This is a genomic window from Delftia sp. CH05, assembly GCF_009827015.1.
Classification (GTDB): domain Bacteria; phylum Pseudomonadota; class Gammaproteobacteria; order Burkholderiales; family Burkholderiaceae_C; genus Comamonas; species Comamonas tsuruhatensis.
Genome location: NZ_WUMG01000007.1, coordinates 157,106 through 170,759, shown reverse-complemented (window position 1 = coordinate 170,759; position 13,654 = coordinate 157,106). Strand labels below are relative to the sequence as shown.

Below are 13,654 nucleotides of genomic sequence, written 5' to 3'. Positions count from 1 at the left end.
GCCGGATCAGGAGCCGCGACGGCGCAAACGGATGGCCAGCCCGCCCATCATCAGACTCAGCAGAGCCACAGCCCATTCGCTCAGTGAAGGAATCGCCGCTGGCGTGCCGCCGCCGACCGCCGCAGCAGGCACAACCAGTGCAGAGGGATCTTCCACCCGGCCGTTGGCCACCAGATCGTCATCACCCAGGCCACCATCGCGCAGCACGAAGGAGACGACGCGCCCCTGCAGCGTTGCCAGTATCCGATACCAGTGCTGCGTGGCGTTGTCGCTTGTGCGCCCCCACTTCCAGTACTCGGCACCGCTGGGCAGATCACTGGGATAGGTCAGCTTGACAGTCACGAGCGCACCCGCATCACAGCCATCGGTATTCAGCTTCAGCAGTCCGTGGGGCACCACAGCCCCCGGACGCGGTGTGCCAGGCGCCGCCATGACCTGAGGCGGCTCGGCCAGGCGGCAGTTGATACCGCCGCCGGCGACTTCGCCCGATACCGCCATCTGGCCCGACCCGGTGATGTTGAAGCGGTTGGCCTGGTCCACAGGACCTGCAGCAGCCGCCAGCAACGGATAGCTGGCAGTCACAGGCGCATGGACCCCATCGCTCACGCTCAGTTGCAAGCTGGCCGAACCGGCCACCGATGCCAGATAGACGGCGGAGCGAAATTGCTCCGACACCTGAGCGGGGCTGCCGCGCAACTGTATGCCCGGCTGCGCGGCATCGGCGTCTTCGAGTCCAAGCACCTGCCCGTTGCTGGCAACAATGGACAGCGTCACGACAGGACTGTCGGCATCTGCCACCTGCACATCGGCCAGATCGGCCGCCTGGCCAACCACCACGGATTGCGCATTGGCGGGCAAGCCACTGAGCGATGGCGCCTGCCCACCTAAATTCAGACCCAGCAAAATCGGATTGTGGTCGCTGGAACGATAGGCCGTCGGCGCATAGAAGCTGGCCTGCTGGTCCAGCGACTTGTACTCGAGGTTGTAGTCCAGGACTTCAGGCTCCTCGGCATTGATGGCCCACTTGACCGCGCGCCCCACGCTCGGCTGCAGGCTGGCACTTACCAGCACATGGTCCAGCGAGCCCCACATTCCATCGAACGCATAGGACAGGCCCTGAGACACCTTGGCGTAGCCGCCATCCTCCAGCGCCTTGATGGGGTCCTCCTTAGAGTACGCATTGAAATCCCCGACCAGCACCACATGCGGGCTGGTCGTGCCTGTGGGCCGGGTTGCCAGCCAGCTGCTCAGTTGCTCGGCCGTCTTCACACGCGCGGCGTTGTTGGCGCCCTGGCCGTCAAGCGCGTCTGCATTGCCCGGGCTGCTGAGCACACTGCCCTTGGATTTGAAGTGATTCACCACCAGCGTGAACTGCTCCGTGCTGCCGCCTACCGCAAAAGTCTGTGCAATCGGTACGCGAGCGCCGCCAACGCCTGGGTTGAAGGCGTCGTAGGTGGTGACGCTGGGTGCCGCTGCGCTGCCCACCGGCGTGACACGATCGCTGCGATAGAGGATGGCAACGGTGATCGCATCCGTGCCAGCACCCGCCACCGTACCTGAAGCCTCGCTGAAAGGCGCTTTGACCACCGCATACACGGCGCCGGCAGGCTTGTCCGCACTCGCGTTCAAGGCGTCGGCCAGATCCTGGATGGCGCTGCCCGGGCCAAAGCCGTTGTTCTGCACCTCCATCAGGCCATACACATCGGCGCCCAGCCCCAGCAGATTGGCCACGATCTTGGCGCGCTGCCTGTCCAGCTCGGCAATGCTGTTGGCACCACGAATGCCCTGCTGATTGCCCAGGGGCGTGCTGAACATCACCTGGGAAGAGCCGCTGGTGGCGCCCGTCAGGTTGAAGAAATTGAGCACGTTGGCTGAGGCAATCTTGAGCGATGCCGCCCCCACAGCCTGCTGCAACTGAGCAGCCGAGGGACGCGCCGCCCCCGAGAACTGCGGCGTCTGCGTGGGCTGTACGCGGTAGCTGGTCAGATACGGCTCGCTGGCAGCTGCATCCGAGAACTGATCAAGCACGCCGATGACACGGTCCACGCCATCGCCGGCACGCAGCGTGTTGGAGGCCGACAGAGACTGTCCGCCGCGGCCCGGCACAGAGGCGGGATTCTGTGCGCCAGAGCGATCATCCAGAATAATCTGGCTGCGCTGCAATGTCTGCACATAGGCGGCATAGCCCGTCACGCTGGGCGCATTGAGTTCGGTGTACTGCGCCAGCGGCGCGTCGGCAGACAGCGTGACATTGCCGTAGCGGCCCAGCGTGCGGTTGTCGCTCACCACCAGCTTGCCGCCCGCAGTGGCGGACGCGACCTCCACACGCATCCCCTCCAGACGCTCCCACTGCCCCATATCGCTGACAGGCAGCGTGACGCGCACGGGCTCCGGCAAGGCGGCCGCGCCACGGACCACGAAGTCCGTGACGGCGCTGAGCTGGGTCTGGTTGCGAAACTCGCTCACCGAGGCGGAGACCTGCACCAGCTTGCCTACCGTGCCCTCATCCACCCCGGGATTCGCATTGCCGTAATAGACGAAGACGCCCTCCGAGGTGGCAGCATCGCCATCGGAATCCGCCTCCTCCTCCTGCACGAAGAAGCCGCTCAACCCTGGCATATAGGCCGTTACCACGGCGCTCACTGTCACCTTCTGCCCCACCAGGGGAGACTGGTCGCCGGAACCCTGGAGTGCAGAAATTCTGGTGATGGGCGGCTCGCCCCCCGTCGTGAAGCCCAGCGCCGTGCCGGTCCACACATTGCCCGAGGTATCCAACACCGGCTCGCCCACGGGAACCAGGCTGTAGGACGTATTGACCGCCAGCCGCACACCCGCGTTGAGCGTGATGGTCGAGCCACTGAATTTCACCTGCGCCGCATCGCCAGCCTGCAGCATTGCCACCACGGTGCTGCCCTGGCGCAGTTCGAAGCTGCCGCTACCGGGTTTCACCGCCTCATCAAAGCTCAGCTTGATTTCGGGATTCAGCGCCACCCCGGTTGCCGCCGCAGCAGGAATGGTGGCCTGCACTGTGGGTGGCGTGGTATCGGGCAGTGCCAGGGCGATGGAGACATCGTCAACGGCCAAGCCGTGATCGTTGCCCACATCATTGAGTTCGACCCAACGCAGCCACAACGTGGCGCCTGGCGCCCAGCCCAGACCGCGCAGTTCGCCGCCCACATCATTCACCCGTCCGGCCACATTGCCATCCACCGGGGCGGCAGTACCGGTAGCGATCGGCGATTTCCAATTGAAATTCGCACCCGCAGGCAGCCATTCAGGCACATCGGCAAAGGTCGTGCCCATGCCGTACTCCAGCTCCATGGGCTGCTCGGAGGTGTTGCCGCCATTGCGCCATTGCTCGCCACTGAATCGCAGGCTGATGCCATCCACCGCGCCGCCCGTGTCATTGCGCATCGCCAGTGCAATCCAGCCGGCCACGGCACCCTGGGAGGGGCTGCCAAAGTAAGCTCCACCCGATGCCACGCCACCCAATGCACGGTCCGCATCCAGTCCCAGGCTGTAGAAGCTGCCGGCATTGGACGCGCCATTGCCTGCCGCATATGCAGTGATGCCCGCCAGGTTCCTGTTGAAGAGAAACCAGCCCGGCAGGGTGCTGTCATTGGCCCAGGCCAGCCCCGTCCCGGACGCGGCCAGGGTGTCGAAATTCTGCGCATAGGTGCCAGTGAAAGGAACCTGCGCCCATACGCTGGCGGAGGCCGAAAGAAGCAAGCCTGCACCATACAGACGCCAACGATGGCGCTGCAGCGGCGGACTCATCGGATTGGCCGGGTTGAATACAAACGGAATCAGCGTGCGGACAATGGACATGGACGTGCAATAAAAAATAATGCGCATCCCCCCGTGGTTGCGCAACTTCCGGTTTATCGCGCATGGACATGACCAGCCTGTGACTCGGCGGATGCTCCCGCGTCCTACGCGCAGACTGGCCGCTCACCCATCTGCCACTCCCCACACGGTATGCATCATTGCACCCAGTTTCTGAATCGTTTCATTGCCGGCCCTGGGGCATTTCCTCCTCCCTCCCTCTCATTCCCCCAGGAAGCCTTCAAAAAGGCACCGGCTCTTTCTTCCCAGGCCAGCGCAAGCCGCTGGCCTTTTTCTTGGGCGCGCCACGTCGCTGGTGGCTTTTCGTGCGTCCGCACACTCCCAAACTCTTTTTCTTACTCATAACTTACAAAAATTCATTCCCGTGATATACACGCGCATCTCCCACTGAAAATCATCATCGCCATGACATCCGACTACAGGGCCCTGCTGCAACAAAAAGCCGATCTTGAGAAAAAGATCGACGCTCTGATCAAGCACGCAAGAACGGATGCGATCACTGAAGCAAAGGCCATGGTGCAGCAATATGGCCTGACGAAAGAGGATGTCTTCCCCTCCGCCAGGATCAAACCTCGCAAGACCGGACAGCGCAGCGTGGGCGAACCCAAATTCCGCAACCCCGAAACCGGCGCAACCTGGACAGGCCGCGGAAAGCCGCCCAAGTGGATAGAAGGCAAGGACCGCGCAAGCCTCGCCATCTGATCGCCAGCCATATTCAGGCGCGATGCCATACCATGTGCTTCCATCACCAGGAGGAAGCACACATGAGCAAACAGAACTCGGACACGCTGTTGGCTGCAGAACTGGCCGACCACTTCATAGAAGTCATTTTGTCGACCAAGCCCGAACTGCTGGTGTCGGGCATCGGCGGAGTGGCAGACCTGAACCATATACAGCATGGAGCCAAGGCCCTGGCACATTTCCGCCTGACGCTGATCCAGGAACTGTCCCAGCAGCCCATGCCCGACATGAGCAGCCACTGAGGCGGGCGCGAGGCAACGAACAGGCAAGAAAAAACCGCCACACACTGAGGTCTTCAGTGTGTGGCGGTGTCTTGGATGGTGGAGCTGGCGGGAATTGAACCCGCGTCCGCAAGCCTTCGCCGGGCAGATCTACATGTTTAGCGTTCTGTTTTGAGTCTCGCCTCCCGAGTCGCGCAGGCGCACGCTACCCGGGATGCCAGCTTCCTTGGATCTTGCCACGTACTAAGAAGCCCAGCACGCAGCCAGCTGATGTGAATTCCCTTGCAGCCGGGAGGTATTGCTACCCCCTTGCCCAGCCCATCAGCGTGCTGTTGCAAGGCTCACCGGATTTAAGCGGCGAGTGCGAAACGTTCGTCGTTTGCAGTTAGTTTTTTGAATGGAGATTTACGAGCGTCAATCAAGCTCGACATGCACCACACCGGTCCTGAACCCACGTCGAAACCAGGACAGCCCCAAGGCTCCTATCTTAGCCTCTTTCCAGCAGTTTCAAGAGCTCCAGCGGAGAATTGATTTGCGCATCCGCCTGCCAGTGCAGCGTATCGCCGGCTGCGCCAAGGTAGCCGTAGCAAGCCGCCACGGTCTTCATGCCTGCGGCCTTGCCTGCAACGATGTCGCGCTCGTCGTCACCGACATAGACAAAACTCTCGGGAGGAAGGCCGATACGCGCGGCAGCCTCCAGCAAGGGTGCAGGATGGGGCTTTGCATGGGGCGTGGTGTCGCCGCTGACGACGGCTGACGCAGTTGCGAACAGCGGCATCTGTTGCGTCAGCGGATCGGTAAAGCGCATGGACTTGTTGGTGACCACGCCCCAGGGCATGGACACAGCCTGGAGTCGTGCAATCAGTTCCTCGACACCCTCGAACGCATAGGTGCGCTCTGTCATGCATTGCTCGTAGTTGCGGAAGAACTCCTCGCGCATCTGCGCAAACTCGGGCGAGTCGGGCGTGAGCCCGAACCCCACCCCCAGCATGCCCCGCGCCCCCGCGCCCGCCATGGGTCGATATCGCTCATAGGGAATTGAAGGCATCCCCCGATCCGTACGCATCCTGTCTGCGGCTGCACCCAGGTCTGGTGCACTGTCGATCAAGGTGCCGTCCAGATCGAACAGCACGGCTCGGACTTCTTTCCACATGCGGCTTACCCTTCGGCCCGGCGCGTGGCCAGCATGTAGTTCACAGATGTGTCTGCACTGAGCCAGTAGCGCCCGGTGATGGGGTTGTGCTGCAGGCCCTTGCTGGCCTGCAGATCAAGGCCTGCCTGACGGGCGAACATGGCGAGTTCGCTGGGCTGGATCAGTTTCGCGTACTCATGCGTACCCTTGGGAATCATCTTGAGCAGGTATTCTGCCGCGACGATGGCCAGACCGAAGGCCTTTGCACTGCGGTTGATCGTGGAGAAGAACACCCAGCCGCCAGGCTTGACCAGCTCAGCACAGGCCGATACCACGGAGGCGGGATCGGGCACATGCTCCAGCATCTCCATGCAGGTCACCACATCAAAGGAACCAGGCTGCTCCTGGGCTAGACGCTCCACACTCACTTCGTGGTAGTGAATGTTGGGCGTACCCGTCTCCAGTGCATGCAGCTGGGCCACGCGCAATGCCTTGGTGGCCAGATCGATGCCAACCACTTCGCGCGCACCCTTGCGCGCCATGGAGTCGGCAAGGATGCCGCCGCCACACCCGACATCCAGAATTCTGCGCCCCTTCAAGGGAACTTGCGCATCGATCCAGTCCAGCCGCAGCGGATTGATCTGATGCAGGGGTTTGAACTCACTTTCCGGGTCCCACCAGCGATGGGCCAGGCTGGAGAATTTCTCCAGCTCCGCCGGGTCGGCGTTGAGGTTGATTGCGTTGCTCATGGCGTCGATTGTCGGCGATTGCGGCGACCGTTCAGCCATAAAAAAAGCCCCGTTGCCGGGGCTTTTGCGAGAAGCAATCGAAAGATTACTTAGCGGCGCGGGTGCCGACCACTTCGATTTCCACGCGACGGTTCTTCGCGCGGCCTTCCTTGGTCTTGTTGTCGGCGATAGGCTGCTTTTCGCCCTTGCCTTCGGTGTAGACGCGGTTCTTTTCGATGCCCTTGGACACCAGGTAAGCCTTCACAGCTTCAGCGCGGCGAACCGACAGCTTCTGGTTGTAGGCGTCAGAACCAACGGAGTCGGTGTGACCCACGGCGATGACCACTTCCAGGTTGATGCCCTTGACCTTGGAGGCCAGGTCGTCCAGCTTGGCCTTGCCTTCGGGCTTCAGAACCGACTTGTCGAAGTCGAAGAAAGCGTCGGCAGAGAAGGTCACCTTGGAGGCCACGGCCGGAGCGGGTGCCGGTGCGGGTGCGGGAGTTGCCGGAGCGGGCGTTGCGGCGGGAGCCACAGCGGCGGCCACAGGCTTCAGAGCGCCGTCGCAGTCAGCAGCTGCAGTGGCGGGCGTCCAGTTGGCATCGCGCCAGCACAGTTCGTTCGTGCCGTTCTTCCACACCAGTTCGCTGGTGCCGTTTTGCCAGTTGTCGATGGTCTTGCCACCGTCAGCAGCCTTCACTTGTGCGCCAGCGGCCGTTGCGAGGGCGGCAGAGGCAAACAACATCGCCACTTTGTTCAGTTTCTTCATGGTTCTCCTCTTGGGGAAAAAGCCGCAGCAGGGCTGCGAATCTGTGGACGTCATCAGTGACCATCACCAAAAACGTTGAATTGATTGTGCCATACGTCACATGCAGACGGACCGCCAAGCGGGGGCCAACAAGTAGGACAGCGGCGGAATTCCAGGGTTATGTTGCTCGGCTGCTACACGTCATTCGACCTAAAATGGGCCTTTTCCCGCCGTCAGAGTATCGCCACACATGACCCAGTTTGCTAAAGAAACCCTGCCCATCAGCCTCGAAGAGGAGATGCGTCGCAGCTATCTCGATTACGCAATGAGCGTGATCGTGGGCCGGGCGCTGCCCGATGCGCGAGATGGTCTCAAGCCTGTGCATCGGCGCGTGCTTTTTGCCATGCACGAGCTCAACAACGACTGGAACCGGCCGTACAAGAAGTCGGCGCGTATCGTCGGTGATGTGATCGGTAAATACCACCCGCACGGCGACAGTGCGGTGTACGACACCATCGTGCGCATGGCGCAGGATTTCTCGCTGCGCCACATGCTGGTGGACGGTCAGGGCAACTTCGGTTCGGTGGACGGGGACAGCGCGGCGGCGATGCGTTACACCGAAATCCGCCTGTCCAAGATTGCCCATGAAATGCTGGGCGATATCGACAAGGAAACGGTCGATTACGGCCCGAACTACGACGGCAGCGAGCGCGAGCCGCTGGTGCTGCCTGCGCGGCTGCCCAATCTGCTGGTCAACGGTTCCTCGGGCATTGCCGTGGGCATGGCCACCAATATTCCACCGCACAACCTCAACGAGGTGGTGGACGCCTGCCTGCACCTGCTGCAGACGCCCCAGGCCACCATCGACGAGCTGATGGAGATCATCCCCGCGCCCGACTTCCCGACGGCCGGCATCATCTATGGCATCAACGGTGTCAAGGAGGGCTATCGCACGGGTCGCGGACGCGTGGTGATGCGTGCCAAGTGCCACTTCGAGGACATCGACCGCGGCCAGCGCCAGGCCATCATCGTCGATGAGCTGCCCTACCAGGTCAACAAGAAGACGCTGCAGGAGCGCATGGCCGAGCTGGTGCACGAAAAGAAGATCGAGGGCATCAGCCACATCCAGGACGAGTCCGACAAGTCGGGCATGCGCCTGGTGATCGAGCTCAAGCGCGGCGAAGTGCCCGAGGTCGTGCTCAACAACCTGTACAAGCTGACCCAGCTGCAAGACACCTTCGGCATGAACATGGTGGCGCTGGTCGATGGCCAGCCCAAGCTGTGCAATCTGAAGGATCTGGTCGAGGTCTTCCTGCAGCACCGCCGCGAAGTGGTCACGCGCCGCACGGTCTATGAACTGCGCAAGGCGCGCGAGCGCGGCCATGTGCTGGAAGGCCTGGCGGTCGCGCTGGCCAACATCGACGACTTCATCGCCATCATCCGCAACGCGCCCACGCCACCTGTGGCCAAGGCCGAGCTGATGACGCGCAACTGGGACAGCAAGCTGGTGCGCGAGATGCTGACGCGCACCCGTACCGATGGCGGCGTGGTCAATGCCGACGACTACCGCCCCGATGGCCTGGAACGCGAATTCGGCATGCAGGCCGATGGCCTGTACCGCCTGTCCGAGACCCAGGCCCAGGAAATCCTGCAGATGCGCCTGCAGCGCCTGACCGGCCTGGAGCAGGACAAGATCGTCGCCGAGTACAAGGACGTGATGTCCATCATCGAGGACCTGCTGGACATCCTGTCCAAGCCCGAGCGCGTGTCGGCCATCATTGGCGACGAACTCAAGCAGATCAAGGCCGAGTTCGGCCAGAGCAAGGTTGGAGCCCGCCGCAGCACGGTCGAGTACAGCGCGCAGGACCTGTCCACCGAGGACCTGATCACGCCCACCGACATGGTGGTCACGCTCAGCCACACGGGCTACATCAAGAGCCAGCCGCTGTCCGAGTACCGCTCGCAAAAGCGCGGCGGCCGCGGCAAGCAGGCCACGGCCACCAAGGAAGACGACTGGATCGACCAGCTGTTCATCGCCAACACGCACGACTACCTGCTGTGCTTCTCCAACCGCGGCCGCCTGTACTGGCTCAAGGTCTGGGAAGTGCCGGCGGGCTCGCGCGGTTCGCGTGGCCGCCCCATCGTCAACATGTTCCCTCTGCAGGATGGCGAGAAGATCAACGTGGTGCTGCCGCTGACGGGCGAGTACCGCAGCTTCCCGGCCGACCACTATGTGTTCATGTCCACCAGCATGGGCACCGTGAAGAAGACGGCGCTGGACGAGTTCTCCAACCCGCGCAAGGCCGGCATCATCGCCGTGGGCCTGGACGAGGGCGATTTCCTGATCGGCGCAGCCCTCACCGACGGCAAGCATGACGTGATGCTGTTCAGCGACGGCGGCAAGGCCGTTCGATTCGACGAAAACGACGTGCGCCCCATGGGCCGCAATGCGCGTGGCGTCAAGGGCATGACCCTGGAAGAGGGCCAGAGCGTGATCGCGATGCTGGTGGCCGAGGACGAATCGCAAAGCGTGCTCACGGCCACGGAAAACGGCTACGGCAAGCGCACGTCCATCGTCGAGTACACGCGCCATGGCCGAGGCACCAAGGGCATGATCGCCATCCAGCAGTCCGAGCGCAACGGCAAGGTGGTCGCCGCCACCCTGGTCCACGCCGATGACGAAATCATGCTGATCACCGACACTGGCGTGCTGGTGCGTACCCGGGTGTCGGAAATCCGCGAGCTGGGCCGAGCCACCCAGGGCGTGACGCTGATCTCGCTGGACGAAGGCGCCAAGCTGGGCGGCCTGCAGCGCATCGTCGAAAACGATGCCAACGAAGTCGAGGGCGAGGCCACGGGCGAGGAAGCCCCGGGCGGCGACGAAGCCGCTGCCGAAGGCACGGGCGAGCCCGCCTGATGACCCGGCCGCCGCTGGGGCTGCCTCCCACACCGGGAGCGCAGCCGTAGCGGCGGCCCAGATTTTTGACAGTTGCAGGCCCTGCCCGACCTGGCGCCTGCGCGTGACTTGACATTGAACTCCATGAACCGCCCTTACAACTTCTCCGCCGGCCCTGCCGCCATTCCCGCCGAAGTGCTGCAGCAGGCAGCCGCCGAAATGCTCGACTGGCACGGGTCCGGCATGAGCGTGATGGAGATGAGCCACCGCGGCAAGGAGTTCATCTCCATCTACGAACAGGCCGAGGCCGATCTGCGCGAGCTGCTGGCCGTGCCGCCCGAATTCAAGATTCTGTTCATGCAGGGCGGCGGCCTGGCCGAGAACGCCATCGTTCCGCTGAACCTGTCGCGCGCCGGCACGGTGGACTTCGTGCTCAGCGGCAGCTGGAGCCAGAAGTCGGCCAAGGAAGCACGCAAGTACGTGGCCGATGCACACATCGCAGCCAGCGGCGAGGACAGCCAATTCACCACCCTGCCCGCCCCTGAAAGCTGGCAACTGAGCCGTGGCGCCAGCTACGTACACATCTGCAGCAACGAAACCATCCATGGCGTGGAGTTCCAGGAACTGCCCGACCTGAAGGCGCTGGGCTGCGATGCTCCGCTGGTGGTGGATTTCTCCTCGCACGTGGCCTCGCGCCCCGTCGATTGGAGCCGCGTGGGCCTGGCGTTCGGCGGTGCGCAAAAGAACCTGGGCCCGGCCGGCCTGACCCTGGTCATCGTGCGCGAGGACCTGCTGGGCCACGCCCTGCCCGCCTGCCCTTCGGCCTTCGACTACAAGACCGTGGCCGACAACCAGTCGATGTACAACACGCCGCCCACCTGGGGCATCTACATCGCGGGCCTGACCTTCCAGTGGATCAAGCGCCAGACCGAAGGCGGCCTGACCGGCGTGGCGGCCCTGCAGGCGCGCAATATCGCCAAGGCCGACCTGTTCTACCAGTACGTGGACCAGTCCTCGTTCTACGTGAACAAGGTCGCTGCCAATTGCCGCTCGCGCATGAACATCCCTTTCTTCCTGCGCGACGAGTCGCGCAATGACGCCTTCCTGGCCGGAGCCCGGGAACGCGGCCTGCTGCAGCTCAAGGGCCACAAGTCCGTCGGCGGCATGCGTGCCAGCATCTACAACGCCATGCCCATCGCTGGCGTGCAGGCGCTGGTGGAGTACATGCGCGAATTCGAACAGCGCAACGCCTGACCGACCACACCCCCTTCCATGAGCACCCCACCCCAAGCCTCTCCCGATCTGGCGCATCTGCGCGTGCAGATCGACGATATCGACCAGCAACTGCTGGATCTGCTGAACCGACGCGCCCGCGTGGCCGAGCAGGTCGGCGAGGTCAAGAAGCGGGAAGGCACGCCCTTCTTCCGCCCTGACCGCGTGGCCCAGGTCATCCAGAAGATCGAGTCCGCCAACCCCGGCCCGCTCAAGAACGCCCATGTCTCGGCCATCTGGCGCGAGATCATGTCGGCCTGCCTGGCGCTGGAGTCACCCCAGCGCGTGGCCGTGCTGGGCCCGGCGGGCACGTTCTGCGAGGAAGCGGCCATCCAGTACTTCGGCGGCGCGGCCGACCTGATGTACTGCAACAGCTTCGACGAGGTCTTCCACGCCACGGCCGCGGGCAGCGCGCAGTACGGAGTGGTGGGCGTGGAGAACTCCAACGAAGGCGTGGTCACGCGCTCGCTGGACATGTTCCTGCATACGCCCTGCCACGTGGTGGGAGAGGTCAGCCTGCTGGTGCGCCACAACCTGCTGCGCAGCACCAACACGACCGAAGGCATCAAGGTGGTTGCGGCTCACCCCCAGGCCCTGGCCCAATGTCAGGGCTGGCTGTCCAAGCATCTGCCACATGCCGAACGCCGCCCGGTGTCCAGCAACGCCGAAGGCGCCCGCCTGGCGGCGCTGCACCCCGACATCGCCGGCCTGGCCAGCGAACGCGCGGCCCAGCAATTCGGCCTGCACGTGGTGGCGCATGCCATTCAGGACGATGCCTACAACCGCACGCGCTTCGCCGTCATCTGCCTGCCGCATACGCTGGCGACGCCCGCACCCAGCGGGCAGGATTGCACCAGCATCATCATCTCCGTGCCCAACCGTCCCGGCGCCGTGCATGACCTGCTGGTACCGCTCAAGCGGCACGGCGTCTCCATGACGCGCTTCGAATCGCGCCCCGCACGCACCGGCCAGTGGGAGTACTACTTCTACATCGACCTCGAAGGTCACCCGGCCCAGCCCAACGTGGCCAGCGCGCTGCAGGAGCTGCGCGAGCTGTGCGCCTTCTACAAGGTGCTGGGCACCTATCCGGTCTCCAAGTGATGCAGCCGTTCGAACAACTGGGGTTGATCGGCTGCGGCCTCATGGGCGGCTCGTTCGCGCTGGCGCTCAAGCAGGCCGGGCTGGTCAAGCGTGTCGTGGGCTACAGCAAATCCCCGTCCACCACCGAGCGCGCACGCCAGATGGGCGTCATCGATGTGGAGGCACCCTCGGCCCTGCTGGCCGCCGCCGGCGCAGACCTGGTGCTGCTGGCGGTGCCCGTGGCGGCCACCGAGGCCACGCTCAAGTCCATCAAGCACCTGGTCACGCCCGGGATGATGATCATGGACGTGGGCTCCACCAAGGTCGATGTGGTGCATGCCGCCCGCTCGGCATTGCGCGACCAGCTCGGCTCCTTCGTGCCGGCCCACCCCATTGCGGGCAAGGAAGTCTCGGGCGTCGAGCATTCCGACCCCCAGCTGTACAAGGGCGCACAGGTCATCCTGACGCCCACGGAACGCACACTGACCGAGCACCTGCAAAAGGCCCAGTCCCTGTGGGAGCTGCTGGGCTGCCGCGTGCGCGCCATGTCGCCAGAAGCCCACGACAGCGCCTTTGCCACGGTCAGCCACCTGCCGCATCTGCTGGCCTTCGCCATGATGCAAAGCGTGATCACCCAGCCCGATTCCGATGAGGTGCTGTCCCTGGCCGGCCCCGGCTTCCGTGACTTCACACGCATTGCAGCAGGCGACCCCAAGATGTGGCGCGATGTGCTGCTGGCCAACAGCGAACAGGTGCTGGCGCAGTCGCGCCAGTTCCAGCAGGCGCTGCAGCAACTCGAATGCCTGATCCAGGCCGGCGACGGCCAAGGCCTGGAAGACCACCTGACCCTGGCCAGCGCGGCGCGTGCCCACTGGCGCATGGGCGTACCGCGCCGCTGACGCGCAACGCCGGCCGCGCTCCAAGCGCCCCCAAGCGCATCTGTGGATTGCGGCCAGCGCGGCCGCAATGCCTTCCGATAGCCTGTTTGCCTCC

General features: G+C 63.7%; 10 protein-coding genes and 1 other RNA gene. 6 read left to right on the top strand and 5 right to left on the bottom strand.

Annotation, left to right across the window (positions count from 1 at the left end):
• Positions 1–6 precede the first annotated feature (6 nt).
• Complete coding sequence (locus GRX31_RS08880) at positions 7–3,828, bottom strand: ExeM/NucH family extracellular endonuclease (RefSeq protein WP_160852246.1); 3,822 nt, start codon at positions 3,826–3,828, stop codon at positions 7–9.
• 423 nt (positions 3,829–4,251) lie between these two features.
• Here GRX31_RS08880 and GRX31_RS08875 point away from each other — a divergent pair, with 423 nt between their 5' ends.
• Entirely contained in the window at positions 4,252–4,548 is a 297-nt protein-coding gene (locus tag GRX31_RS08875) for an H-NS histone family protein (RefSeq protein WP_016449506.1), read from the top strand.
• A gap of 62 nt (positions 4,549–4,610) precedes the next feature.
• The gene (locus tag GRX31_RS08870; protein WP_016449507.1) at positions 4,611–4,829 is read left to right on the top strand and encodes a hypothetical protein; all 219 of its coding nucleotides are present in this window, start codon (positions 4,611–4,613) and stop codon (positions 4,827–4,829) included.
• A 76-nt stretch (positions 4,830–4,905) separates the two neighbouring features.
• Here GRX31_RS08870 and ssrA read toward each other — a convergent pair.
• The 4 genes from ssrA to ompA form a co-directional block, all read right to left on the bottom strand.
• Positions 4,906–5,283: a transfer-messenger RNA gene (gene ssrA / locus GRX31_RS08865) on the bottom strand.
• Positions 5,284–5,295: 12 nt separating this feature from the next.
• Complete coding sequence (locus GRX31_RS08860) at positions 5,296–5,961, bottom strand: HAD-IA family hydrolase (RefSeq protein WP_016449508.1); 666 nt, start codon at positions 5,959–5,961, stop codon at positions 5,296–5,298.
• Positions 5,962–5,966: 5 nt separating this feature from the next.
• Positions 5,967–6,689 carry a bifunctional 2-polyprenyl-6-hydroxyphenol methylase/3-demethylubiquinol 3-O-methyltransferase UbiG gene (ubiG, locus tag GRX31_RS08855; RefSeq protein ID WP_017406940.1) on the bottom strand — a complete coding sequence of 241 codons (723 nt, stop codon included), beginning with the start codon at positions 6,687–6,689 and terminating at the stop codon, positions 5,967–5,969.
• A gap of 85 nt (positions 6,690–6,774) precedes the next feature.
• On the bottom strand, positions 6,775–7,434 hold the full coding sequence (gene ompA / locus GRX31_RS08850; protein WP_160852244.1) for an outer membrane protein OmpA: 660 nt from the start codon (positions 7,432–7,434) through the stop codon (positions 6,775–6,777).
• A 229-nt stretch (positions 7,435–7,663) separates the two neighbouring features.
• Between ompA and gyrA the strand changes: the two genes are divergently transcribed.
• From gyrA to GRX31_RS08830, 4 genes are all read left to right on the top strand, one after another.
• On the top strand, positions 7,664–10,330 hold the full coding sequence (gene gyrA / locus GRX31_RS08845; RefSeq protein WP_016454362.1) for a DNA gyrase subunit A: 2,667 nt from the start codon (positions 7,664–7,666) through the stop codon (positions 10,328–10,330).
• A gap of 123 nt (positions 10,331–10,453) precedes the next feature.
• On the top strand, positions 10,454–11,563 hold the full coding sequence (serC, locus tag GRX31_RS08840; RefSeq protein WP_016454363.1) for a 3-phosphoserine/phosphohydroxythreonine transaminase: 1,110 nt from the start codon (positions 10,454–10,456) through the stop codon (positions 11,561–11,563).
• Positions 11,564–11,581: 18 nt separating this feature from the next.
• Positions 11,582–12,682 carry a prephenate dehydratase gene (gene pheA, locus GRX31_RS08835; protein ID WP_016454364.1) on the top strand — a complete coding sequence of 367 codons (1,101 nt, stop codon included), beginning with the start codon at positions 11,582–11,584 and terminating at the stop codon, positions 12,680–12,682.
• Complete coding sequence (locus GRX31_RS08830; RefSeq protein WP_016449514.1) at positions 12,682–13,560, top strand: prephenate dehydrogenase; 879 nt, start codon at positions 12,682–12,684, stop codon at positions 13,558–13,560. Before pheA ends, GRX31_RS08830 begins: the two co-directional genes overlap by 1 nt.
• The last annotated feature ends 94 nt before the right edge of the window (positions 13,561–13,654 follow it).

Excerpts from the sequence above, each read along its gene's own strand:
- gyrA (WP_016454362.1), top strand. The coding sequence starts at position 7,664 with ATGACCCAGTTTGCTAAAGAAACCCTGCCCATCAGCCTCGAAGAGGAG.
- pheA (WP_016454364.1), top strand. The coding sequence starts at position 11,582 with ATGAGCACCCCACCCCAAGCCTCTCCCGATCTGGCGCATCTGCGCGTG.
- GRX31_RS08830 (WP_016449514.1), top strand. The coding sequence starts at position 12,682 with ATGCAGCCGTTCGAACAACTGGGGTTGATCGGCTGCGGCCTCATGGGC.
- ompA (WP_160852244.1), bottom strand. The coding sequence starts at position 7,434 with ATGAAGAAACTGAACAAAGTGGCGATGTTGTTTGCCTCTGCCGCCCTC.
- GRX31_RS08880 (WP_160852246.1), bottom strand. The coding sequence starts at position 3,828 with ATGTCCATTGTCCGCACGCTGATTCCGTTTGTATTCAACCCGGCCAAT.
- serC (WP_016454363.1), top strand. The coding sequence starts at position 10,454 with ATGAACCGCCCTTACAACTTCTCCGCCGGCCCTGCCGCCATTCCCGCC.
- GRX31_RS08860 (WP_016449508.1), bottom strand. The coding sequence starts at position 5,961 with ATGTGGAAAGAAGTCCGAGCCGTGCTGTTCGATCTGGACGGCACCTTG.
- GRX31_RS08870 (WP_016449507.1), top strand. The coding sequence starts at position 4,611 with ATGAGCAAACAGAACTCGGACACGCTGTTGGCTGCAGAACTGGCCGAC.
- GRX31_RS08875 (WP_016449506.1), top strand. The coding sequence starts at position 4,252 with ATGACATCCGACTACAGGGCCCTGCTGCAACAAAAAGCCGATCTTGAG.
- ubiG (WP_017406940.1), bottom strand. The coding sequence starts at position 6,689 with ATGAGCAACGCAATCAACCTCAACGCCGACCCGGCGGAGCTGGAGAAA.